Source organism: Bacillus sp. BB081 (assembly GCF_008368895.1).
Taxonomy (GTDB): Bacteria; Bacillota; Bacilli; order Bacillales; family Bacillaceae_G; genus Bacillus_A; species Bacillus_A wiedmannii.
In genome coordinates this window covers 1-24537 of sequence record NZ_QOZX01000075.1, presented here as the reverse complement: position 1 = coordinate 24537, position 24537 = coordinate 1, and the positions used below count along the sequence as shown (strand labels likewise).

Genomic DNA, 24537 nt, shown 5'->3' with positions numbered 1-24537 from the left:
TCTTTCTGAACAGGACAAGAGTGTAATTTTATATAAATGGATGATAGCGGATGTATGGACAAGACAAGGTGCATACATTGAATGAAGAGAACTGAGAAGGGATGAGAAAATATGCTACCTTCATATGATTTTTTTATTCATCCAATGTACTTAGTGGAATTAAAAAAAGACATTTGGTCAGATAGTCCAGTGCCGGCAAAATTAACTTATGGAAAAAAGAAGTATGATATTGATATCGTATACCGGGGTGCTCATATTCGTGAATTTGAGAAAAAGTCTTATCATGTTATGTTTTATAAACCGAAAAAATTTCAAGGTGCGAAAGAGATTCATTTAAATTCTGAGTTTATGGATCCGTCTCTCATACGAAATAAATTATCTTTAGATTTTTTTCATGATATTGGTGTACTTTCACCAAAATCACAACATGTATTTATAAAAATTAATGGTCAAATTCAAGGTGTATATTTACAGTTAGAATCAGTTGATGAAAACTTTTTGAAAAATAGAGGATTACCAAGTGGTTCTATTTATTATGCGATAGATGATGATGCGAATTTTTCTTTAATGAGTGAGAGAGATAAAGATGTTAAGACTGAGCTCTTTGCGGGTTATGAATTTAAATATTCGAATAAAAATAGTGAAGAACAGCTGAGTGAATTTGTATTTCAAGCGAATGCTTTGTCGAGGGAAGCTTATGAAAAAGAAATTGGAAAGTTTTTGCATGTTGATAAATATTTACGATGGTTAGCTGGCGTTATTTTTACACAAAACTTTGATGGTTTCGTTCATAACTATGCACTATATCATAACGATGAAACAAATTTATTTGAAGTGATACCGTGGGATTATGATGCAACTTGGGGGCGAGATGTACAAGGGAGACCACTTAATCATGAGTATATTCGCATTCAAGGCTATAACACGTTAAGTGCAAGATTGTTAGATATACCTGTATTTAGAAAGCAATACCGAAGTATTTTGGAAGAAATATTAGAAGAACAATTTACCGTTTCGTTTATGATGCCGAAAGTTGAAAGTTTGTGTGAATCGATTCGTCCATATTTAATACAAGATCCATATATGAAAGAAAAATTAGAAACATTTGATCAAGAAGCTGATATAATCGATGAATATATAAATAAAAGAAGAAAGTATATACAAGACCACTTACATGAATTGGATTAATTTTGAAAGAGATTGGAACATTATCAATCTCTTTTTTTGTATAATAAAGATGTATCAACAAAACTGACTTACTATTCACTTAAAAGAGTATGGGGGATGTGGAAACATGACGGTAAAATGGATTGATTGGGTAAAACAAATACAAGCTATAGCTCAAGCGGGTTTAACGTATTCTAAAGATGTGTATGATATAGAGCGTTTCCAACAATTACGGGATATTTCCATTTCAATGATGTCACATTACACAAAGACAGATTGGGAAATAGTAGAGAAGTTATTTGCAAGTGAGACAGGCTATCAAACACCCAAAGTTGATATAAGAGCAGTCATTTTTCAAAATGAAAAACTATTATTTGTGAAAGAAAAAAGTGATGGGAAATGGGCATTGCCAGGTGGATGGGCCGATATCGGTTATACGCCAACAGAAGTAGCAGCAAAAGAAGTTTTAGAGGAGACGGGTTATGAAGTAGATGATTTTAAGCTACTCGCTATATTTGATAAAGAAAAACATCAACCATCTCCTTCAGCAACACACGTATATAAAATTTTTATTAGCTGTAAGATTATTGGTGGCGAAAAGAAAACTAGTATTGAAACAGAAGATGTGGAGTTTTTTGGTGAGAATGAATTGCCTAATTTATCGATTGCTAGAAATACAGAAGAGCAAATTAAAGAAATGTTTGCCTACATGAAAGAACCTCAAAAAGAAACATTAATAGATTAATTATGCTTATGCCGATAATATTGTTGAAATGAAGATATTGGCATAATGCGACCTTTATGTAATAATGGGATGGTATGTTAAGAAAAAAGGAGATAGAAAATAAAATGTTAGCAAGCATAATAGATCAGTTATTGCAATTTTTTGCAAGCTTAGGTTACTTTGGAGTAGCGCTAGCTTTAATGATTGAAATTATCCCGAGTGAAATTGTACTTTCGTATGCTGGATTTTTAGTAGCGGATGGTAAAATTAGTTTTGTTGGTGCAGTTATCGCCGGAACTATTGGTGGTACTTTAGCCCAAATCTTTTTATACTGGCTTGGATATTACGGAGGGCGTCCGGTTGTAGAGAAATATGGGAAATACCTACTTATTAATAAACACCATTTAGACATAGCAGAAGGTTGGTTTAAGCGTTACGGGGCAGGAGTGATCTTTTCTGCACGCTTTATCCCAGTCGTACGTCATGCAATCTCTATTCCAGCAGGATTAGCTAAAATGCCGTTAAAACTATTTACACTGTATACAGTAGTTGCGATTATTCCATGGTCAATACTATTTATATACTTAGGTGAAAAGCTTGGTGGAAATTGGCGACACATTAAAGAGTATGCATCTGATTACACACATTACATAATTATAGGAGCTGTTCTCTTTGTTGCTCTATACTTCGGTTTAAAGTATTTAAAAAAGAAAAAAGCAGCGCGTTAAAGTCAATGATTTTTCATTGGCTTTTTTATTTGTTTCGGTTCTAAAAAAAAGGAGTTGTCCATAATGTGTAATAATAAAGCGTAGCGGAGGAATGTGATGAAAGGGTCACCGTTTATACGTGGAACGATATTTTTAACGATGGCAACGATGATATCTAAAATGTTAGGATTTATATATGTTATACCGTTTACAGCAATGGTCGGTACGAGTGGGTACGTTTTATACACGTATGCTTATCGCCCATATACGATTATGCTCAGCATTGCGACGATGGGACTACCACTTGCCGTTTCAAAAATGGTATCAAAATATGATCAACTGAATGATTATCATACGGTTAAGAGAGTGCTAAAGAGCGGTATCTTTTTTATGTTAATAATGGGAGTAATCTCATGTTTTACGCTATATATATTAGCTCCACATTTAGCTAAACTTGTAATCGATGGAAATGATCAAACAGGGAATAGTGTAGCAGCGGTCACTACTAATATCCAAATTGTAAGTTTTGCGTTAATACTTGTACCGGTAATGAGTTTATTAAGGGGATTCTTTCAAGGGTTTCAATCGATGGGGCCTTCTGCTTTAAGTGTAGTTGTTGAGCAATTTTTTCGGGTCTTAACCATTTTAATAGGAAGCTTTGTCGTTTTATATATTTTAAAAGCTTCTATCTCGCTAGCTGTTGGTATTTCAACGTTCGGTGCTTTTATGGGAGCGATAGGTGGATTAACAGTTTTAAGCGCGTATTACATAAGAAGGAGAAAGCACTTAAAGAAAAAAGAGATGGCAAGTATACCGCAAACAACGAAATCTTTCTTCTCACTGTATAAGGAGCTCTTTACATATTCAATACCGTTTGTTGTGGTTGGTTTAGCAATTCCGTTGTATCAGACGATTGATACATTTACAATTAATAAACTACTTATACAAATAGGGTATATGCAAGGAGAAGCGGAGAAGATAAATGCAATAATTGGTCTTGTTCAGATGGTTGTACTCATCCCAGTTTCCGTTGCGACTGCTTTTAGTATGTCTCTCGTACCTGAGATGACAAAAGCCTATACAGCAGGGAATGTGAAGTTACTGTACAAACATTTTACGAGAACGAATGTATTAGTAGTAGGTATTACGGTACCAGCAGCGATTGGAATGATGTTGTTAGCAAAACCAGTATATACTCTTTTATTTGGTGCCGGAAATGATCCGGAGATGGGGAGAGTTATTTTACAGTATTATGCTCCTGCCTGTATACTATTTTCGCTTTTTACAGTAACAGCTGCGATGTTACAAGGAATTAATCAGCAACAGAAAACAGTGCTAGGATTAGTAATTGGCATTATTGTAAAGATAGTTTTAAATATCGTATTGCTTCCGTATTTCGATTATGTAAGTTTTATTATTTCAACATACGCTGGTTATACGATTTCAGTTGGCTTTAACTTGTGGATGCTTTCTAAATATGTTATAAAGGCAACATAAGCTTTTTAAGGCAGAGAGCACTCTGTCTTTTTCTTTGTTTAGAATATTTTTCTTATAAAAACGTTTTCAAAATAATTTTTCTATTGAAATTTAAACGTATGTTTCATATGCTGAGAATGGCGGTTCAAAAACTGTTATGTAAGAGAGGTAGATTCCTACATGTAAAAAGAATCGGGGTGATAGTATGTTAAATATTTATTTAACAGACCGAAACGGAAAACTACAAGAGGTTGAGGAAATGCAAAAGGGTTGCTGGATTAATGTACTTCATCCAACGGAAGAAGAAATTCAATATCTAGTACAAACTTTAAATGTAGACTTAGATTTCATTAAAGACCCTTTAGATGATGAAGAACGCTCTCGTATTGAAAAGGAAGACAATAATACCTTAATAATCGTGGATATTCCAACAGTTAGACATGATGAAGAAGGAAATTCGATTTATGACACGATTCCAATAGGTATGATTGTAATGCCAGATTGCTTTGTGACAATTTGTTTAGAAGAAAACCCAATTTTCGAACGCTTTATTAATCAACGTATTAAAGAATTTTATACGTTTAAAAAGACACGCTTTGCACTTCAGCTCTTATATACAATTTCTACTTATTATTTAAGATACTTAAAGCAAATTAACAGAAAAACAATCGATTTAGAGCATCAATTAAATAAGTCGATGAAAAATAAAGAGATTTTCACATTGCTAGGCCTTGAAAAAAGTTTAGTTTACTTTACAACATCATTAAAGGCGAATAAAATTGTAATTCAAAAATTAATGCGTAACAGTACATTTTTAAAAATGTATGAAGACGATCAAGATTTATTAGAAGATGTATTAATTGAAAATAAACAGGCTATTGAAATGGCGGAAATATATAGTCACATTTTAAGTGGAATGATGAATACTTTTAGCTCCGTTATATCAAACAATTTAAATAGTGTTATGAAACTGTTAACGTCTATTACAATCATTTTATCGTTACCAACGATGGTTTCTAGTTTCTTTGGAATGAACGTAAAGGTTCCGTTTGAAGGGGAAGCACATGGTTTTGTAATTGTACTCATAATATGTGTAACACTATCTTTCACGTTAGCGTTTGTTTTTTGGAAGAAACGTTACTTTTAACGAGAAGAAAGCTGCTCTAGCATAGTTATATAACTGCGCTAGAGCAGCTTTTTTGCTATGAAATCGAAAGTTTTGAATAGAATATAACTTATAAAATGTAATGTATATGAAGGAAGTGAATTCCGTATAAGCCTTGTCCAATTCATAAAATGGGGTTAAAATTACATATTGTTAATGAAAAGTTGGAGGAAATACATCATGGAATTGTTTCAATTACCGAAAGCATTCCTGCAAATGAATACAATCTTTATCTCCATATTGATCGAAGCACTTCCTTTTGTGCTCATTGGTGTATTTATTTCAGGATTCATTCAAATGTTTGTGACAGAGGATATGGTAGCAAAATGGATGCCGAAAAACCGTTTTCTGTCTGTTTTAATGGCTACTTTTTTAGGTATGATGTTTCCAGGTTGTGAATGTGGAATTGTTCCGATTGTAAGACGGTTAATCGGAAAAGGGGTTCCGCCATATGCCGGGATTGCATTTATGTTAACTGGACCAATTATTAATCCAGTCGTATTATTTGCAACATACGTTGCTTTTGGAAGTAGTATGCACATGGTATGGTATCGTTCTATTGTAGCGATTATCGTAGCAATTATCGTTGGAATTATATTATCATTTATGTTTAAAGAGCATCAATTACGAGATGATCACTTCCCAGAAGTGAATCATAAGCGTCCATTACGTAAAAAAATGTGGGATGTATGTACGCATGCTGTTGAGGAATTTTTCTCGATGGGAAAATATTTAGTATTAGGTGCGTTAATTGCAGCAGCAGTTCAAACGTTCGTACAAACTTCAACACTTCTTGCTATAGGACAAGGGCCGTTTTCTTCACCAGCTGTTATGATGGGGCTTGCTTACATTTTATCACTTTGTTCAGAAGCGGATGCATTTATTGCTTCGTCATTCCAAAGTACATTTTCAACAGCATCACTTGTCGCGTTCCTCGTATATGGACCGATGGTGGATATTAAAAATATGTTTATGATGCTTGCGACATTTAAAACAAAATTTGTAATTGTCGTTACTGTTACAGTTACACTTGTTGTTTATGCAAGCTCACTACTCATTTATGCGATGGGGTGGTAGGTTATGTTTCGAGCATATATATTATTAGGTTTTACAATCTTAATCGCGCAGCTTCATATTTCCGGTAATATTACGAAGTATATCAATATGAAGTATGCTTATTTATCAACAACAGCAGCTATTATTTTAGGGTTTTTAACGGTCGTTCAAATTATTATCGTATTCCAAAAAGAACATCAGAAAGAACAAGAAAAACAAGAAAAACAAGATTGTAGTTGTGATCATAGCCATTGCGGGCATGATCATTCAAAAGATGAGAATACATGGTGGAAAAAAGCATTTTCGTACTTATTGTTTTGTTTTCCGATAGTCTCAGGATTATTTTTCCCAATTGCAACGTTAGATTCAGATATCGTTAAAGCGAAAGGATTTCACTTTCCAGTTGCGCAAGCAGAAAGTAAAGATCCGTTTATGACAAGGCAATTCCTAAGACCAGACACAAGTATTTATTACGGAAAAGAAGGATACCGTGGTGTAATGGAAAAAGGGAAGAAAGAGTTTGTTACGAAAGATAATATTACTTTAAACGATGAAAATTTTCTTAAAGGAATGGAAACAATTTATAATTATCCTGGCGAGTTTACTGGGAAAAAATTATCTTTTAAAGGGTTTGTTTTCAAAGATGACTCTTCTCAAAAAGAACAATATTTCTTATTCCGTTTCGGGATTATACATTGTGTAGCGGATTCTGGTGTATATGGTATGTTAGTGAAAAAACCAGAAGGGGTAGAATGGAAAAATGATGATTGGATTCAAGTTGAAGGAGAAATATCAACGGAATTTTATCAGCCATTCCATGCGAATATCCCTGTATTAGAAGTAACGAAATGGAATAAGGTTGAACCGCCAAAAGAACAATATGTATTTAGAGGAGCCGATTGATAACTTCGGTTCTTTTTTGTGGACTAAGAGTTCTGAATGTTGTTAATATTAAACGTGTAGTGATAGTAAGCTCATACCGTTCTAGTGTTAATGGGAAATGTAACTCTTACCGAACTTCTTTGCTCCAGCCGAATTTTGTGGTGGGAGTCTTACTGTCTGCAAATAGCGGGTTAAATAATCAAAGAGGTGATAACAATGACTGAAGTAAAAGGGAAAACAGCTAATGAGTCTAGAGTGTTTAAAACGAGCCGAGTATTTCCAACAGATTTAAACGATCATAATACGCTATTTGGTGGGAAGATATTAGCCGAGATGGATATGGTTGCTTCTATTTCAGCAACGAGGCATGCAAGAAAAGAATGTGTCACAGCATCTATGGATTGGGTAGACTTCTTACATCCTGTTCGCTCTTCAGATTGTGTTAGTTATGAATCTTTTGTAATTTGGACGGGTAGAACTTCTATGGAAGTATTTGTGAAGGTAGTAGCAGAAGATTTAATTTCGGGTGAGAAACGTATAGCAGCAACGTCATTTGTTACTTTTGTTGCGCTTAGTAAGGAAAATAATCCGGTTCCTGTGCCGCGAGTTATCCCTGAAACAGAAGAAGAGAAAGAATTACATCGCATTGCAGTGTTACGTGCAGAACAACGTCATATACGTAAGGCAGAGAGTAAGAAAGTAGCTACATTATTAACTTTTTGAGTTGAATATGTAGTCGTTAAAGGTACAATAACAAACGGAAATGTTTTTCATATGAAAAGCGGACACCTAAAAATAGGTGTCCGCTTTTATAGTTTTTTCATCCACATATCATATGACGATAACTACTTAGCAGAAGCAAGCAGCACCGACGATGATTAAGAGGATAAATAATACGACTAATAGCGCGAATCCATTACCATGTGCGAAGCCCATTGTTATTTCCTCCTTTTATTTTAAGATACAACATACAATATGCAAATGAGCTATCGTTTGATATGGACATATATCATGTAATGACATATTTTCTTGAATGATATTGTATTAAAAAAGGGAAGATATAGAAATAACAGTAAGTGGAGGAAGGAAAATATCCATGAAACACTTTTTCGTTGTAATCCTTTGTTTAATAGGTGTATTCATTTGGATGAACATCGATGTGGAAATGGGGAAAAAAATGGCTAGTGAATATGAATTAGGACAAGTTCAATTAGGTGAATTTCAACTATATACGAACGGTGAAGAGTTATATACGAAATTGTTTGAGGATATACGCAATGCAGAAAAGTACATATATATCCATTTTTATATTGTAGGTAAAGATGAAATAAGCAAAGAATTTTTGCAGTTGCTTGAGAAAAAGGCATCGAGTGGAGTAGAAGTAAAATTGTCAGTTGATCGAATAGGTGGATATAAGCTGAAGAAAAGGATAATTCGTCAACTAAAAAGCAATGGTGTCCAGTTTACGTTTAGTAAAAAACCTAAATTGAAACATTTATTCTATTCGTTGCATCAACGAAACCATAGACGCATTGTTACGATTGACGGAAAAGTATCATATATCGGCGGCTTTAACATTGGAAAGGAGTACCTTGGACAAAATTCGAAATTTGGCCCGTGGCGTGATTATCATGTACGAGTTAAGGGGAATGGCGCCACGGATATGGAAAGAAAGTTTGCTGCTGACTGGAAAGAAGATACGGGAGAAAAAATGCCTATACATAAAAGTCTACCTGCAATTGGGCATGTAAAATATCAATATTTATTTTCAGATGGAAAAGGGTTATGGGAAAAATATGGAGCGCTTTTAAAGCAGGCTAAAAAGTCTTTAATTATTGCTACGCCATATTTTGTACCAAGTAAAGAAATGATGAAAGAGTTAAAAGGTGCATTAAACCGAGGTGTCAATGTGAAAATTCTCGTACCATTTAAAAGCGACGCAGTATTGTTAAAACAAGCTGCCTATCCGTATTTGAGAGAGATGAACCATGCTGGAGCGGAGATTTATCAATATCGGAATGGTTTTTTTCACGGGAAAGTAACAATCATTGATGGAGAAATTGTTGATATAGGTACAGCGAATTTTGATAATAGAAGTTTTTATTTAAATTGTGAATCTAACTGTATCATATATGATACAACAGTTGTTGCTGACGTATGGAACCGATTAAAAGAAGACTTTCATAAATCAAAAAGATTTTCAGAAGAAGACTTTGAGAAAATTAGTAAGTGGGATTGGTTTTTAGCAAGAATAGCAAATGTTATAGCATCATATTTATAACATATAGACAAAGGAGAAGGGAGGTATTTTCATGGATTGTATGAAAGAATTAATGAGGTATAGTTATATGCTTATTTATAAGGTTGGGGAGTATACAGGAGAGGTAAGAGACGAAGAATTAAAAGAGCTATTACAGCATCATTTACCATATATGTTGCAAGCGTATAATGAACAAGTGAATTTTCAAGAAGGAGAGAATGTACAGCATATAACTTGTGAACCAATTTCATTTCATTTTCATGAAATGGAAAAGGAAACTGATAGTAAATATACAGGGGATATCCGTATTGCAACTTGTTATATTTCGCATTTAAAACAGTTAGCACTAAAGTTCGCTCAAGTGGCAGTTGAAGTTGCGAATCCAGAATTCCGCTCGTTTTTAGAAAATTGCTTCCTGAAAATGAATCGTTATGCCTATAGTGTATGGCAATATGTTGTGAAGAAAGAGTATAAGATTAAACATGTATATGAAAATGAGAAGTTTGCATAAGAAACTAAGGTGGAAAGATAGGCGCCTTAGTTTTTTACTTTTCATGGAGAAAAAAAGACTAGGTGTCCATATTTATTATTAAAAAATTTACAAATATTTACCGTTTATTTACTATTTTTCAATCTTTCCTTTAAAAATAGAGAGTAATATGGGATTGTACATATTCTATCTAAAGGAGGAAACGCAAATGAACAAATGGGTTAAATCATTAACTGCTATGGCACTTGCAAGTTCTTTATTAATGGTAGGTTGTAGTAAAGGTGAGGACAAGAAGAAAGAAGACGATACAACAACACAACAAGAGGACAAAAAGGATAAAGAAACAAGTGGAACTGAGAAGTCTACAGATTCTAAAGAAAAGAAATAAAGTGAAACTTTAATCAGTGGGGCATCCCCCACTGATTATTAGTTGAACCAATCGGGCTTTTACGGGCAGTTGATCCCCATCTAACTTCTTTGGTTTTACTAAATTTTGGGGTGGGGTCTTACTGCCCGTTAAAGCGGGGTAAAATAATAATAGAGCTTCCTCTTATATATGAGGAAGCTTTTTTGTTGAAAATTGATTAAAATTATTAAAAAATAGAGAAAGAATGAAAAAGGGGGAAAACAAATGAAAGTATGTATATTAGGAGCAACAGGTCGAGTAGGTTCAAATATAATAAAATTAGCATTAAAGGATGCAGCTGAAGTAACTGCATTAGCACGTGATTTAAATAGAATAGAAATACAACATGAAAGGTTACGAGTAATAGAAGGTAATGTACTAAATGAAAATGATATAAAGAAAGCGATAGAAGGAAGCGATATAGTAATAAGTGCACTTGGTACGGATCGAAATGGAACGTTAGCGAAGAGTATGCCACAAATTATAAAGCAAATGGAAGAAGAAGGGGTACATAAAATCATTACAATAGGAACAGCAGGTATTTTACAAGCAAGAACAAATCTAAATTTATATCGTTTTCAATCAGCTGAATCAAAAAGGAAAATGACAACAGCAGCAGAAGATCATTTAGCTGCATATAAGATACTTAGTAGTAGTAATTTATGTTGGACGGTCGTTTGTCCGACGCATTTAATAGACGGTGATGTGACAGGAGTGTATCGAACTGAAAAAGATGTATTACCAGAAGGGGGAGCGAAAATAACAGTTGGTGATACAGCGCAATTTACGTGGAATCTGTGTAGTGAAAACAAATATGAGAATAGTCGAGTAGGTATTTCATATTAAAAAAACCATCCCGAAATTGGGATGGTTAAAAGATGATATAACATACAAATATGAGAATCATAATGATTTGGAGAATAGCTTTCGCTACTGTGCTGCTTAAAAAACCAACTACAGTAGCAACTCCTACTAGAAAGGCGTCTTTTGGCGCTTTTTTATGCATGAGTTCTGTAATAAATACCGATAAGAACGGTATGATAATTAAACCGAATGGTGGGAAGAAGAAAGATCCGACAATGATAGAAATCATACCGACACGTTCTCCCCATTTAGAACTTCCGTATTTCTTTAAGAAATATCCATTTGCAATAAAATCAGCCACGAAAATAAATAGTGTGAAAATGACTTGAATAATCCAAAAGGAAGTTGTTAGTTCTCCGCCATTTATACCAAAATGGTAAATGAAATATCCAGCCCAAACAGCAAGGATGCCTGGAATGATAGGATAAATAAAGGCGAGAAATGAAACAATGAAACAGGCAATGATACAGATTGTTAATAATACTGTCACTTTATAACTCCTTCTTCGTGTCTAATTTATGTACCGCAATTTTTTTCACTTGATGTCCATCAAGTTCTAGTGCTTTAAATTGAAAACCGGCAAATTCAATGGAATAACCAGCTTCAATATTTAAATCAACTGCTTGAGAGAGGAGCCAGCCTCCAATTGTATCTAAATCGCTATCATCAATATGTAGGCCAAACATATCATTTACTTCAGAAATGAGCACCTTCCCATCTAAAACAGTAAGCTTCGGCGTACGTTTTTCAATCATAGGTGATTCATCCGCATCAAACTCATCTTGAATTTCTCCAATGATTTCTTCAAGAATATCTTCCATTGTTAAAAGTCCAGCAGTACCACCATATTCATCCATAATGATTGCCATCTGAACGCGATTCTTTTGTAGATGTACTAATGTTTTGCGAATTGGAACAGTTTCAAATACAGTTAGTACTGGATGTATGTAAGATTCAAGTGGTTTATGAATGCCTTTCGTTTGATCGTGAAATACTTCTTTCGTATTGATCATACCGATAATATCATCTTTATCTTTTTCGATGATCGGATAGCGTGTATACTTTTCAGTTGCTACGATATCCATATTCTCTTCTAACGTATTTTCAGTAGATAAGCAAATCATTTCTGTACGAGGGACCATAATTTCTTTCGCGACCCGGTCGTCAAATTCAAAAATATTATTTACATATTTATATTCGGTTTGGTTTATTTCGCCGCTTTTGAAACTTTCACCTAAAATGAGTCGTAGTTCCTCTTCAGAATGGGCAAGTTCATTTTCTTTCGCAGGCTCTAAACCGAGTAGTTTTGTGAAAAAGATTGCCGTACTATTAAGTAGCCAAATGAATGGATACATAATTTTATCAAATAAAATAAGTGGTCGTGCAAACTTAAGTGTGATTGCTTCTGCTTTTTGAATGGCGAAAGACTTTGGAACTAATTCACCTAATACAACATGGAAAAATGTAATAACACTAAAAGCAATAATAAAGGATAAAGTATTTGCCATTGTTCCAGTAATATTAATCTTTTCAAAGAGCGGTCGTAGTAAATGTTCCACAGTCGGTTCACCAAGCCAACCAAGCCCTAAAGAAGTAATCGTAATCCCGAGCTGACAAGCTGATAAATAAACATCTAAATTAGATAGGACACTTCTTGCAGCTAAAGCTTGTTTATTGCCTTCATTTGCAAGTTGGTCAATGCGACTTTTTCGTACTTTTACAACAGCGAATTCTGATGCAACGAAAAAGCCGGAAATAAGGATGAGCACAAAGATGAGAAAAATATTTAATATGTCCAAGTGTGTTCTCTATTCCGTAGTTTGGAATAAAGATGTCACCTCCTGCGATTATGTTATACTTTTATAATAAATCCAAACGAAAAGAATAGTCAAAGAAAAAGGGTAAATATTGGTATGTTTCTGCAATAGTTTTTGAATTTGCTGTTATTTTGTCCGCTATACAAAAGGAATAACCCCCTACTTTCAGATTATAGAGGGTTATTTCAAATTAAGGTTTTGGAATACTTCTCGTTAAAGCGTATGATTGTTGTTTAACGTGATTTGTCGTCCATAGCGTTTGAAGGAAAGAGAGTATGCAATACGGGATATACAAAAGTAATAAGCTAATTGTAACAATAACAGGTGCATTTCCGCCGAATTGAACGATAAATTGCAATAGTCCGCTTGCATGAAAAACGCATTCCATAAAAACAAATGAAAGAATAATGGAACCTAGAATAGATTTATGATTTGAAGTAAGCGCTAAAAACAATGTATCTACAAGGAAAGAAGATTGTTTTATTTCATATTCATTGATGTTACTTAAGAAAGGAACCCACTTTTTTATTGCTTGCATAACGATAATCATGGAAGTACTACAAACGATGATAAAAGATGAGTAGTAAGGAAGCTTTATCAATTTTGCGATGTATAGGAGTAGTAATAAGACTGAACATTGTAATAATACAGTACAAAAAGAGTACGGTATCCATTTTAATAAAGAAGTGAACTTCTTAACCGATTGAGGTGCTTTAAAAAATAAATGGCCGATCCCTAAGCTGATAAAGAATCCAATTGCAAGAGTAAAGGTAAAACGAACAATCGATAAAAAATATATTTCCCATATGTAAGGGAATAACGGTGTTGAATGATTAGAAGTATGAACCATTTGATTCGCTGAGAAAAAGATAGATTCGTGCATCCAATCAATCTTTGGAATTGTCATAGAAGAAAGTTGTGCGAAGTTATGAAAAATGCTTATAAAGCCAGTTATGTATGAGTATTTATGTGTAATGAATAATGCAGGAATAGGACTAATGATAAATATAATGAGAACACCAACAATAAATTTACATATATGTGAGCGCAATAAAGACATGTAATCACCTGCTCTTAGAATATTCAGAAAATTCTTATTCTTATTTTAGCTTTTTTCGGCGTAAGTTACAATATATTTTTCTTAAAGAAATTTAGTATTGTAGGGGATATAAGTGAATGAAACGTGAATAAATTATGACAAGAAAATGAATAATTTTCAGAAAAGTAAAATAAATTATTTATTTTTTTCTGAAAATATAATATAGTTATGGCACAGAAAGTATTTTAACATAAGGAGGCTGTTTATGAGGATTAAAGGGAATTATGTGCCGAAAAGGGAAGTTTTATTTTGCTCAAGTTCAATTACGATAGGGGAAGCACTGGAGCATTTAAATAAAACTGGATATCGTTGTGTACCAGTTTTAGATGAAAAAAAAGAGAAATATTTAGGGAATGTATACAAAGTAGATATTTTAGAATATAAAGGTTCGCTGGAAGAGAGTGTAGTACAATTATTAAATGATAAAGAAGGTTATGTTAGAGAAGATTCTTCGTTCTTTAAAGTGTTTTTTACAATAAAAAAATTACCTTATTTATCAGTAGTTGATGAAAATGGAGTCTTTCTTGGAATTTTAACGCATAAAAAGGTTTTCGAGTTATTAGAAGATGCTTGGGGCGTTCATTCTAGTAAATATTCTGTCATGATTGGGACACAAGATTATAATGGGGCCATTCAAAAATTATCGACAGTATTAAAGAAATATACAGGTATCCAAAGTTTAATGACTTTTGATAATGACGCCTTATTAGTTCGGAGAATTATGTTTACATTAGGAGAAGAGTTTAACGACGGTGAATTAGAGACGTTACTGAAAGATTTAGAAGATCACGGATTTAGAGTTGTGTATGTGGAAGAGATGAAAAATCCACGCGAAGTTGAAACGATAGAGTAACATGCAAAAGCCATCTAATTATGTTGGATGGTTTTTGTTATGTTACTTGAATAAAGTTATTTAAAAATAATGATAGGATAAAAGTCGAGATTGTAACAATATTTGTGTAAAAGAATAAAAAATGTAGATAATTTTGATTTTCAAAAAAATCAATTTGAAAATATGTTTTTATTTTGCAACTAAATATGTTACTATATGTGTGATAAAAACAAAGAGGTCTGACAACTATACTCCACGCAATACCACTCTAATGAGTTAAAAATTCAAAAAAATCAAAAATTAATAATTAGAGTAAAAATAAGGGGAATGGAGAAATTATGGAGAAAGACACTGCTTTGTAAGGGGCATATTTTATCAGCTTGAGCAGAGAGGAGGATGCATAGCATATTGTGAAAATAGAGATAAACAATGAAAAAGTGCTATGTAAATGAAAAGTATGAAGGGACGTTTAAGGCCAGGTGATACGGTAGCAATCGGTTTAATGTTATTTGCACTATTTTTAGGAGCAGGAAATTTAATTTTCCCACCAGTTTTAGGGCAACAAGCTGGAGAGAATGTTTGGATTGCTACAATTGGATTCCTTGTGACGGGAGTCGGATTACCCCTATTAGCTGTAACAGCTGTCGCGTTTGTAGAGGGGGACTTGAAAGCGCTATCTTCTAGAGTTCACCCAATATTCGCGTTTATTTTCCCATTGATTAGTTATTTAGCAATTGGACCATTTTTCGCGATTCCGCGTACTGGAGCCGTTTCATTTGAAATGGGTATGAAGCCATTTTTATCAGAGGCATTGGTTTCCGAATGGTACATGCTATTTCTTTTCACGATAGTTTTCTTCGGAATAACTTGGTATTTATCATTAAATCCATCTAAATTAGTGGATTGGTTCGGAAAATTTCTTACACCATTGTTAGTATTGATTGTTGCTGTTATTGTTGGAAAGGCAATTGTTGATCCAATTGGAGAACCAGCTGCGCCGCTAGCAGCATACAAAGAAAATGCTTTCTTTGGTGGATTTATACAAGGATATTTAACGATGGATGCAATTAGTGCGCTTGTATTTGGAATTGTCGTTGTACAAGTTATCCGTTCTAAAGGAATAAAAGAAAGTAGTCAAGTTGCAAAAATAACAGTAGTATCAGGTATTATTGCAGTACTTGGTTTAACGTTAATTTATTTATCACTTGCTTATCTTGGTTCAACAAGTACATCACTTGGTGTATCAGAGAATGGTGGACTTATTTTAACGAATGTTGTAAATGAGTTATATGGAACAAGTGGTAAAATTTTATTAGGGCTCGTTATTATACTCGCTTGTTTAACAACTTCTGTTGGATTAACATCAGCTTGTGCTGGCTTCTTTACAAACTTATTCCCTAAACTTTCGCATAAAGCGATTGTAACGATGGTATGTGTGTTTAGTTTACTTGTATCTAACCTAGGTTTAACACAATTAATCACAGTTACTTTACCAGTGTTAATGATCATTTATCCAGTTGCAATCGTATTAATCGTACTTTCTTACTTCCATAAATGGATTGGGAAGCGTAATACCATTTATATTGGAGCTATTTTAGGCGCATTGTTAATTAGTTTCTTTAACGGTTTAGAAAGTGCGAACATTAAAATTGACGCGATTTCTAACGTACTACAAATGTTACCATTATATAATGAAGGAATAGGATGGTTAATCCCATCATGTATTGGCGGGATTCTTGGTTTCTTCTTCTATAAATCAAATGAATCAAGTGAACTACAAAAGAAAGGTGCTTAGGCGCCTTTCTTTTTTTAAAGGGGATTTTATTGTTTTGTCTAAGTAATAAATGGGAGGAATGATAAAATGGCTAATTTTGAAGATTTTTTAGCTTTGGATTTACGAATTGGAACTGTAACACATGCAGAGGAATTTAAAGAAGCGAGGGTTCCAGCGATTAAACTAGAAATTGATTTTGGAGAGCTTGGAATTAAGCAGTCAAGTGCTCAAATTACGAGAAGATACAGTCCAGAAGGGTTAATCGGTCAGCAAATCGTTGCTGTTGTAAATTTCCCGCCAAAACGTGTAGCTGGATTCAAATCAGAAGTGCTTGTTTTAGGAGGAGTACCTGAAGCGGGTGATGTTGTGTTACTTCAGCCTAATATGGAATTGCCAAATGGAACAAAAATTAGTTAACGTGAAGGTAGGGGCTAATATGGATATCGGACGAGAATATTTACAATGTGCGATTTCGAATTTTAAAGCAACAAAGAAGCAAGGAGAAAGGGTACTTTCTCAATTATCATATGAACAAATTGAATGGTCTTCTCATGAAGCAACAAATAGCATAGCGGTTATTATAAAACATCTGCATGGTAATATGCGTTCTAGATGGACAGATTTTTTAACATCTGACGGTGAAAAAATGGATCGTAACCGAGATGCTGAATTTGAAGATGGTTATCATTCTAAGGAAGAGGTTCTGGCAGCATGGAATGAAGGATGGGAATATGTTTTTAAAACGATGCATGTAATAACGCCGGAACATCTATTAAAGACGGTATACATTCGTGGTGAAGCACATACTGCCATGCAAGCAATTGAAAGACAAATTTCTCATTATGCTTTGCATATTGGACAAATGATTTACATCGGTAAAATGTTAAAAGAAAATGAGTGGGAATGTTTAAGTATTCCTAGAGGGCAGTCTGCACGTTATGTAGAGAAAAAACGTTCAACATAATAATAGGAGAGAAACCGATATAGAATAGGAAACAAAAAAATAAGCCAAATGATAGATGGTTCCGTGAACATAAGGATGCTGCCGAAAATAAGTCCATATATAATAAGAAAAAAATTAAAAACCGTATTTACGGGGATAAATCGTGAGATGAACACTTGCTGTCGTTTAAAGCAATCACTGTGAAATAAATAAAAGCGGAAATACGATGTGGCAGTAATAAGATCTTTCTTTCGCACAATTCTTTTTTTGCATGTATGACAGATGAATGGTGGTTGCATTTTATTACGCTCCATTTTTTATTTTCGTAATAATGTAAGACAAGATTAAGTGCAAGGTGTATATCCCTATATACGCTCCTGATATAAGAAAAAATGGATTTAGTAAAATTCCATGAATGCTTGTCATAAAAACTAAATCTTGTATTAAAACGTCATATATATGAATAGAAATAATTGTTCCGAGTACATAAAGTGCGAAGTAAGCTGAAATATGTAACGCGACACGGATTGTAGGATGCTTAGTAAGCCAATAAAAAATAAATGATAGTACAATGGGTAATGTTCCTATTAGTAGCTTCAATTCATTTCACCTCATTAACAATATAGCCGGAATTTAGACGGTCTATTCTCTAGAGCTTGTACATAACTTGAAATAGAGAGGGTGATAGTATGAATCGAGGCTTTTTTTATGTGAAGTTCACAAGTGTACGTAAGTTAGTTTTATTTATTATTACTACAGTACTAGCGACTTTTTTTCTTATTAGTATGATGGTAACCTCTATGAAAGAGACAAAGTCAACGTATTTATATAATTGGTTAAATGAGCTATCGATGAATGGTTACATGTACGTTCTTGGGAAAGAGAATCATTATTTTACACAGGAGTATCGAAATTTAAATCAAGATTTTTCAATTTCTTCGTTTCTCTTTTCTATGGCTACGAATATTCGTTTTAATGATGTACGCAGTTTTGTCGGAAAAGAGCTACCTGGTTTTGGAAAGTACGATACAGAAATTGTTATTGCGGGTGAAGGGACGAATTATTCTAACTTACCGATAGAGTCGAGCGTTCCGCTTGAAGAAGTAGTAAAAGAACGGACTGGTGAAGGTGGACAGGCTCAAAAGCCGGATACGAACAAAGAGAAAAAGCAACCGGCTCAAACAACAGGAAAAAGACAAGTTGCGCTTATTTATCATTCGCATAGTTGGGAATCTTATTTGCCGTTACTAAATTTAGCAAACGATTCAAATCCGAATAAAGCAACAAGTTCCGTCACTAATATTTCAATAGTGGGCGATCGATTTCGTGAACAATTAGAAAGTGAAGGGATAGGAGCTACTAACGACAAGACTGATGTCGGCCAAAAGTTGATTAGTAAAGGGTTAAATAGTAATAGTTCTTACAAAGTTTCACGGGAAATTGTACAAGAAGCAATGACAGGCAATAAAGAACTGCAGTACTTCTTTGACTTGCATCGGGATAGTGCTCGGAAAAATGTCACGACAAAAGCAATTGGAGATAAATCATATGCAAAGCTTGCTTTCGTAATAGGGAAAGGCAATAAAAATTATGAAAAGAACTTACAATTAGCAACAGCTCTTCATGAGGAAATTAATAAGAAATATCCAGGAGTGAGTCGTGGTGTCATTCAAAAAGGATTCCAAACAGGAAATGGTGTCTACAATCAAGACTTATCAGGGCAAGCGATATTAATTGAAGTTGGTGGCGTAGATAATACAGAGGAAGAACTAAATCGATCAATTGGTGTACTTGCTAAAGCGTTTGGTGAATATTTCTGGCAGGCAGAAAAAGTGAATGGATAAAGTGAAACATAAATGAATGGGAGAGTCTGAAAAAACGTGAGTGTAATGCTTACGTTTTTTTGTCATGATGAGACGTCACAGAATAGACATAATTTTTCGTTGCTATAGTAATATCGAAATTTGTCAAATTATACTGGGAGATTTACAAAGGGATTTTCGGGAAAGTAGAGAAAATCTTTTTACAAGGAAAACTTTTTATTATGAAACTGGTAGGGTGATTGAAGTGATTAGGGAGATCAAAATAGAAGATGCAGCACCATTTTTGCAATTAAGTAAGCAACTAGATGAAGAAACGAAATTTATGTTATATGAACCAGGAGAAAGAAAATTTACAGCCGAGCAACAAGAACAAATGATTCATCGCTTTATAGAAAATGAATATGCAGCAATATTTGTAGCAGTTGAAGAAGAAAGTATAGTAGGGTTTATTTTAGTGAATGGAAATAATATTCAAAGAAAGAGACATGTAGCAGGTATTGTAATTGGTATTTTGCAAGAGTATAGCGGGCGAGGTATTGGGACGAGATTGTTTAAAGAGGTTGAGAAGTGGGCAAGATTACATGATGTATGGCGTTTAGAATTAACGGTAATGGCCCACAATACAAGAGCTCAGGCACTATATAAAAAAGCTGGATTTGAGAAAGAAGGTGTCAAAAGAGCTGCTCTTATTATCGATGGTGAGAACATCGATGAGTATGAAATGGCCAAATTATTAAACTAAGAGGTCGTTATATGAAAAAAAGATGGATACTACTTGGTATCGTAGCGTCGATACTCATTGTTGGAGTAGCGGGAATCAATTATAAAATGTATAAGGATAAGCAGGCACGCGAGGTAAATGTAAATAGCATATTTCCGAAAGCGAAAGAAACGATTGCGAATATGGATGGTGATATTGCGGTAATTAGTAATCCGAATTCAATGCTTGTGCTTGTGAATAAAAGTAGGCGTTTACCAGATGGGTATAGACCGCCAGATTTAGTTATTCCGAAAGTGCGCTACTCAAGTGAAAGTGATCAAGAAAAGAAAAAAATGAGGAAAGAAGCAGCAGGGGCGCTAGAGGAAATGTTTCAGCAAGCTGATAAGGAGCATATTTTCTTATTTGCAGTATCGGGATTTAGATCTTTTGATCGACAAAAAGCATTAAATACGATGTATAAAAAGCAAGATGGAGAAGTAAAAACAGCGATGTCGAGTGCGGTTCCTGGTACGAGTGAACATCAAACAGGGCTTGCTATGGATATTACATCTCAAGCTGCTAAGTTTCAGTTAGAGACAGTTTTTGGTGAAACGAAAGAAGGGCATTGGCTTTCTGAAAATGCTCATAAATTTGGGTTTGTCATTCGATATACAAAAGAGAAAGAATCGCTTACGGGCTATCGATATGAACCATGGCACGTAAGGTATGTGGGGAACCCACAAGCTACATATTTATATGAAAATCAACTGACGCTTGAAGAAGTAACGCAGTGAACAATTGAGGGGAGAGAAGGATTATGACGGTGTTATATAAGAAAAAAGTACACGCATATGTGACAAGAGAAAAAGAAGGAGTTATGCAACTGCTTGTTTTTAAACATCGTGATAAACCTGAAGCTGGTATACAAGTACCAGGGGGAACAGTTGACGAAGGGGAAACGTTAGAAGCAGCAATTTTACGTGAAGTACAAGAAGAGTCTGGATTACGTCATTTATGCATAGAAAGATTCCTAGCCGATTACATCATACTTGTGAAAGAGCAAAAGGAATATCAAAAGCGCCATTTTTTCCACGTAACTTTACTAACAGATGTAAAAGATGATTGGGAACATATTGTAAGTGCTGGTGAGGAAGATGAAGGTTTAGTATTTTGCTACGAATGGATTGATATTGCAAAATGCCCTGAATTAGCCGGGAAACAAGGTGAGTTTTTACATTTGTTAGATGAGGTATATGTAAAATAATAAAAGAGTCTGAAGCGGAAGTTAATTCGTTTCAGACTTTTTTTATTTTTCAGGAAATAAAAGGTTTTTACATTGGTAAGTTGAATTCTTTGAAAGGGATTGTAGTTGTATATGCGAGGAGCGGAGAAAATGAAAAAGTAATAGATACACGTTATCAATAAAAACTTTTACAGGAGGAGAATGAAGATGGAGATTCAGTTCAATGCACGATTACAAAAAGAATTAACAATTCATGATATACAAGTAGCGATGGAAGCTGGGCAATTAACTTCAAAAGAATTAGTTATGTATTATCTTCATAGAATCGCGAAATACGATCAAGAAGGACCAAAAATCAATTCTATTTTAGAAATCAATCCAGACGCTATTTTTATCGCAGAAGCGTTAGATTATGAAAGAAAGACAAAAGGTGGACGGGGACCATTACATGGTATACCTATTTTACTTAAGGACAATATTGAAACGAATGACTCTATGCATACAAGTGCAGGTACGATTGCCCTGGAACAAAATATTAGTAGTGAAGATGCATTTCTCGTTACGAAACTGCGAGAAGCAGGAGCAGTGATAATAGGAAAAACAAATATGACAGAATTAGCAAATGGAATGTCTTTTGACATGTGGGCTGGATATAGTGCAAGAGGTGGGCAAACAATAAATCCATACGGTACAGGTGAGGATGATATGTTTGTTGGAGGCTCAAGTACAGGGTCTGCGATTGCAGTTGCCGCTAATTTTACAGTAGTATCTGTTGGAACGGAAACAGATGGTTCTATATTGAGTCCAGCTGTTCAAAACTCTGTAGTAGGTATTAAACCGACTGTTGGTCTAATTAGTCGTAGGGGAATTATTCCGCTTACTTATTCACAGGATACAGCGGGACCATTTGCTAGAACGGTAACAGATGCGGCTATTTTGCTAGGGAGTTTAACTGGGTTAGACGAGAAGGATGTAGCTACTCATAAAAGTGAAGGTAAAGCAGAACATGATTATACAAAGTATCTTGATGACAATGGTTTAAATGGAGCAAAGATTGGTGTATATAGCAATGCACCAAAAGATTATTATGAAACTGGTGAGTATGATGAAAAATTGTTTAAGGAAACGATTGAAGTATTGCGTAGTGAGGGAGCGACAGTAGTAGAAAATATTGATATTCCATCTTTTCATAGGGAATGGAGCTGGGGAGTATCGCTATATGAACTAAAGCATAGTCTAGATAACTATCTTTCTAAATTACCTTCAACTATTCCGGTACATTCTATTTCGGAATTAATGGAGTTTAATGAAAATATAGCAGAAAGAGCTTTGAAATATGGACAAACTAAATTAGAAATAAGAAAAGATTTTCCTAATACGTTAAGAAATCCTGAATACTTAAACGCAAGATTAGAAGATATATATTTTTCTCAAGAACAAGGTATTGATTTTGCGTTGGAAAAATATAATCTTGATGCGATACTGTTCCCTTCTTATATAGGTTCTACTATAAGTGCGAAAGCAGGTTATCCGTCTATAGCGATACCTGCGGGATACATGGATAACGGCAGACCGTTTGGAATTACTCTTGCAAGCACTGAATTTCGTGAGGGAACTTTGATTAAACTAGCATACGCTTTTGAACAAGCGACAAAGCATCGGAAAATCCCTAACTTATCATGAATAAAATAAATAGGACAGGGATTCCTGTCCTATTTATTTTGTTAATTAGAGTGAAATATTTTTCTGCTCTGTCTTATCATATTTTAATAAGTTAAAGGATAAACAAGCAGAGCATAATATAAGGATTGAAGCGAGAATATAAATCGTACGAACACCGAACAAATCGGTAATAATTCCAACGCTAAGCATAGAAAGACCAGAAGCTGTCGAGATGAGAGCGCCATGAGCTGTATACATTTTTGATAGTAAAGAAGGAGCGATGCTGGATTGTAAAACCGTCGTTTGAGAAATATCTCTAATTTGATAACATGGACCCATTAGAACACATAGAAAAAGCGCAATAAACCCGCGACTTGTCATACCATATAAAAATGTAAGAATACTAAACATAAGAGAGCCTATTGCCATGGAGCGTATTAAATTGTTTTGAATGTATGTACTCATTTTCCATGCTAATATCCCGCCAATTAACGTCCCAACATAATAACTTGTATTAATATATCCCCACCATTCTTCTCCTTTATGAAGAACAGTCGTTACATAAGCCATCGTAATAGCACCGATCCATATCGTCCCTGCGAAAGTTTCAATTAAGTCCATACATGTAACGATACGGAGAGAAGGGTTTTGAAATAAGAGTTTCCAACCTTCCAATAAAGCAGCGCCTTTTGAAGAAGAAGGCTCTATTACTCGTTCAGTATGTATGGAACGTAATGAAAGGTGTAGTGCAAAACATCCAAAAATCATCAAAATGTTATTCATCATGAGTGTAGAAGTAGCACCGATAAGAAGAACTATAACACTTGTAAATGAATAAGCAGTGGCTTGCGCAATTTGTGTGGAAAAGGAAAAAATACTATTTACTTTCACTAATTGTTCTTTTCGTGTAAGGCGAGGAAGGATACCGTATAATAATGGCGCGCTCCAACCGCTACATAATGAAATGAAAAAAATGAAAATGAATAATGCTACAATGTTTGTGGACAGGGATGGGAATAAGATCACTAATAAAAATAATAGAGCAGTTTTTGTCCATTGTAGTGTAAAAAGTAAGGAATAAGATGAAAAACGATTCATGATAAGTGGTGCAGATGTATTTGCTATAAGATTAGTTATGACTTGGAGTAATGGAAACAGAGCAGTTAATGTAGCTGATTTCGTTGTGATATACATATGGGTTGTAATAATCATGATGTATACGATATCAGCGAGAGTAATGCATATTTTCGATCCTAAATAGTAAGTTAATGAACGATTTTGCAATAAGTACACAACCTTCCTGAGGAAAAACATTCCAATAGTTAGAATAATTATAATTTGAAAGTTGGAATTGTGAAAGAATTTAATTTTTTGTCATTTTTTGAAAGGAAATGTCATGTATAATGAAGAATATATTAATATAGTATTTTATTAATACTTTTTATAA

At 34.2% G+C, this 24537-nt stretch carries 28 protein-coding genes; 21 read left to right on the top strand and 7 right to left on the bottom strand.

Annotation, left to right across the window (positions count from 1 at the left end; all coding sequences use genetic code 11):
* Positions 1–111 precede the first annotated feature (111 nt).
* The 8 genes from cotH (at position 112) to DN394_RS24030 (ending at position 7900) form a co-directional block, all read left to right on the top strand.
* The gene (gene cotH, locus DN394_RS24065; protein WP_149294321.1) at positions 112–1188 is read left to right on the top strand and encodes a spore coat protein CotH; all 1077 of its coding nucleotides are present in this window, start codon (positions 112–114) and stop codon (positions 1186–1188) included.
* A gap of 106 nt (positions 1189–1294) precedes the next feature.
* Complete coding sequence (locus DN394_RS24060) at positions 1295–1912, top strand: NUDIX hydrolase N-terminal domain-containing protein (RefSeq protein ID WP_046959209.1); 618 nt, start codon at positions 1295–1297, stop codon at positions 1910–1912.
* A gap of 104 nt (positions 1913–2016) precedes the next feature.
* Entirely contained in the window at positions 2017–2619 is a 603-nt protein-coding gene (gene uptA / locus DN394_RS24055) for an undecaprenyl phosphate transporter UptA (RefSeq protein WP_000881203.1), read from the top strand.
* Between the two features lie 96 nt (positions 2620–2715).
* Complete coding sequence (locus DN394_RS24050) at positions 2716–4095, top strand: putative polysaccharide biosynthesis protein (RefSeq protein ID WP_002071458.1); 1380 nt, start codon at positions 2716–2718, stop codon at positions 4093–4095.
* A 184-nt stretch (positions 4096–4279) separates the two neighbouring features.
* On the top strand, positions 4280–5221 hold the full coding sequence (locus tag DN394_RS24045; protein ID WP_000932392.1) for a magnesium transporter CorA family protein: 942 nt from the start codon (positions 4280–4282) through the stop codon (positions 5219–5221).
* Positions 5222–5419: 198 nt separating this feature from the next.
* The gene (locus DN394_RS24040; RefSeq protein ID WP_000418724.1) at positions 5420–6316 is read left to right on the top strand and encodes a permease; all 897 of its coding nucleotides are present in this window, start codon (positions 5420–5422) and stop codon (positions 6314–6316) included.
* A gap of 3 nt (positions 6317–6319) precedes the next feature.
* On the top strand, positions 6320–7198 hold the full coding sequence (locus tag DN394_RS24035) for a TIGR03943 family putative permease subunit (RefSeq protein WP_098110538.1): 879 nt from the start codon (positions 6320–6322) through the stop codon (positions 7196–7198).
* 195 nt (positions 7199–7393) lie between these two features.
* The gene (locus DN394_RS24030) at positions 7394–7900 is read left to right on the top strand and encodes an acyl-CoA thioesterase (RefSeq protein ID WP_000141167.1); all 507 of its coding nucleotides are present in this window, start codon (positions 7394–7396) and stop codon (positions 7898–7900) included.
* A gap of 126 nt (positions 7901–8026) precedes the next feature.
* Here the strand turns inward: DN394_RS24030 and DN394_RS24025 are convergent, their stop codons facing one another.
* The gene (locus DN394_RS24025; RefSeq protein ID WP_000505094.1) at positions 8027–8113 is read right to left on the bottom strand and encodes a YjcZ family sporulation protein; all 87 of its coding nucleotides are present in this window, start codon (positions 8111–8113) and stop codon (positions 8027–8029) included.
* Between the two features lie 160 nt (positions 8114–8273).
* Between DN394_RS24025 and cls the strand changes: the two genes are divergently transcribed.
* The 4 genes from cls to DN394_RS24005 all read left to right on the top strand — a co-directional run bounded on the left by cls (position 8274) and on the right by DN394_RS24005 (position 11179).
* The gene (cls, locus tag DN394_RS24020) at positions 8274–9458 is read left to right on the top strand and encodes a cardiolipin synthase (protein ID WP_141545422.1); all 1185 of its coding nucleotides are present in this window, start codon (positions 8274–8276) and stop codon (positions 9456–9458) included.
* Positions 9459–9489: 31 nt separating this feature from the next.
* Positions 9490–9948, top strand: a complete 459-nt coding sequence (locus DN394_RS24015; RefSeq protein ID WP_098705020.1) for a spore coat protein — start codon at positions 9490–9492, stop codon at positions 9946–9948.
* 187 nt (positions 9949–10135) lie between these two features.
* The gene (locus DN394_RS24010) at positions 10136–10315 is read left to right on the top strand and encodes a hypothetical protein (RefSeq protein WP_001045960.1); all 180 of its coding nucleotides are present in this window, start codon (positions 10136–10138) and stop codon (positions 10313–10315) included.
* A gap of 243 nt (positions 10316–10558) precedes the next feature.
* A complete protein-coding gene (locus tag DN394_RS24005) occupies positions 10559–11179 on the top strand; it encodes an NAD(P)-dependent oxidoreductase (protein ID WP_000861616.1) in 621 nt (206 codons plus the stop codon).
* Between the two features lie 25 nt (positions 11180–11204).
* Here DN394_RS24005 and DN394_RS24000 read toward each other — a convergent pair whose 3' ends face one another.
* The 3 genes from DN394_RS24000 to DN394_RS23990 all read right to left on the bottom strand — a co-directional run bounded on the left by DN394_RS24000 (position 11205) and on the right by DN394_RS23990 (position 14074).
* A complete protein-coding gene (locus DN394_RS24000; RefSeq protein ID WP_046959211.1) occupies positions 11205–11687 on the bottom strand; it encodes a DUF456 domain-containing protein in 483 nt (160 codons plus the stop codon).
* 1 nt (position 11688) lies between these two features.
* Positions 11689–12996 carry a hemolysin family protein gene (locus tag DN394_RS23995; RefSeq protein WP_000353742.1) on the bottom strand — a complete coding sequence of 436 codons (1308 nt, stop codon included), beginning with the start codon at positions 12994–12996 and terminating at the stop codon, positions 11689–11691.
* Positions 12997–13204: 208 nt separating this feature from the next.
* Entirely contained in the window at positions 13205–14074 is an 870-nt protein-coding gene (locus DN394_RS23990) for a hypothetical protein (protein ID WP_098208718.1), read from the bottom strand.
* Positions 14075–14318: 244 nt separating this feature from the next.
* Between DN394_RS23990 and cbpA the strand changes: the two genes are divergently transcribed.
* From cbpA to DN394_RS23970, 4 genes are all read left to right on the top strand, one after another.
* Positions 14319–14966 (top strand): cyclic di-AMP binding protein CbpA, encoded by a 648-nt coding sequence (gene cbpA / locus DN394_RS23985; protein ID WP_001220512.1) that lies wholly within the window; start codon positions 14319–14321, stop codon positions 14964–14966.
* Between the two features lie 436 nt (positions 14967–15402).
* Positions 15403–16740: a branched-chain amino acid transport system II carrier protein BrnQ4 gene (gene brnQ4 / locus DN394_RS23980; protein ID WP_422851000.1), complete on the top strand. Its 1338-nt coding sequence runs from the start codon at positions 15403–15405 to the stop codon at positions 16738–16740.
* A gap of 66 nt (positions 16741–16806) precedes the next feature.
* A complete protein-coding gene (gene csaA, locus DN394_RS23975; protein WP_097916166.1) occupies positions 16807–17136 on the top strand; it encodes a chaperone CsaA in 330 nt (109 codons plus the stop codon).
* A 19-nt stretch (positions 17137–17155) separates the two neighbouring features.
* Positions 17156–17683 (top strand): DUF1572 domain-containing protein, encoded by a 528-nt coding sequence (locus DN394_RS23970; RefSeq protein WP_097916204.1) that lies wholly within the window; start codon positions 17156–17158, stop codon positions 17681–17683.
* On the opposite strand, the gene DN394_RS23965 is transcribed toward DN394_RS23970, so the two are convergent.
* Positions 17656–17961 carry a hypothetical protein gene (locus DN394_RS23965; protein ID WP_046959217.1) on the bottom strand — a complete coding sequence of 102 codons (306 nt, stop codon included), beginning with the start codon at positions 17959–17961 and terminating at the stop codon, positions 17656–17658. The two genes, DN394_RS23970 and DN394_RS23965, sit on opposite strands and share 28 nt — an antisense overlap.
* Before the next feature lie 4 nt (positions 17962–17965).
* Positions 17966–18262, bottom strand: a complete 297-nt coding sequence (locus tag DN394_RS23960) for a hypothetical protein (RefSeq protein ID WP_046959218.1) — start codon at positions 18260–18262, stop codon at positions 17966–17968.
* An 89-nt stretch (positions 18263–18351) separates the two neighbouring features.
* Here DN394_RS23960 and spoIIP point away from each other — a divergent pair, with 89 nt between their 5' ends.
* From spoIIP to DN394_RS23935, 5 genes are all read left to right on the top strand, one after another.
* Positions 18352–19506 carry a stage II sporulation protein SpoIIP gene (spoIIP, locus tag DN394_RS23955; RefSeq protein WP_097916168.1) on the top strand — a complete coding sequence of 385 codons (1155 nt, stop codon included), beginning with the start codon at positions 18352–18354 and terminating at the stop codon, positions 19504–19506.
* A 223-nt stretch (positions 19507–19729) separates the two neighbouring features.
* Positions 19730–20227: a GNAT family N-acetyltransferase gene (locus DN394_RS23950; protein WP_141542903.1), complete on the top strand. Its 498-nt coding sequence runs from the start codon at positions 19730–19732 to the stop codon at positions 20225–20227.
* Between the two features lie 11 nt (positions 20228–20238).
* Positions 20239–20979 carry a M15 family metallopeptidase gene (locus DN394_RS23945; RefSeq protein ID WP_098208716.1) on the top strand — a complete coding sequence of 247 codons (741 nt, stop codon included), beginning with the start codon at positions 20239–20241 and terminating at the stop codon, positions 20977–20979.
* 23 nt (positions 20980–21002) lie between these two features.
* On the top strand, positions 21003–21449 hold the full coding sequence (locus tag DN394_RS23940) for an NUDIX hydrolase (protein ID WP_098208715.1): 447 nt from the start codon (positions 21003–21005) through the stop codon (positions 21447–21449).
* Between the two features lie 186 nt (positions 21450–21635).
* Positions 21636–23111, top strand: coding sequence for an amidase family protein (locus tag DN394_RS23935; protein WP_097916175.1), 1476 nt, complete (start codon positions 21636–21638; stop codon positions 23109–23111).
* 45 nt (positions 23112–23156) lie between these two features.
* On the opposite strand, the gene DN394_RS23930 is transcribed toward DN394_RS23935, so the two are convergent.
* Positions 23157–24374 carry an MFS transporter gene (locus tag DN394_RS23930; RefSeq protein ID WP_141542902.1) on the bottom strand — a complete coding sequence of 406 codons (1218 nt, stop codon included), beginning with the start codon at positions 24372–24374 and terminating at the stop codon, positions 23157–23159.
* Between the last annotated feature and the right edge of the window lie 163 nt (positions 24375–24537).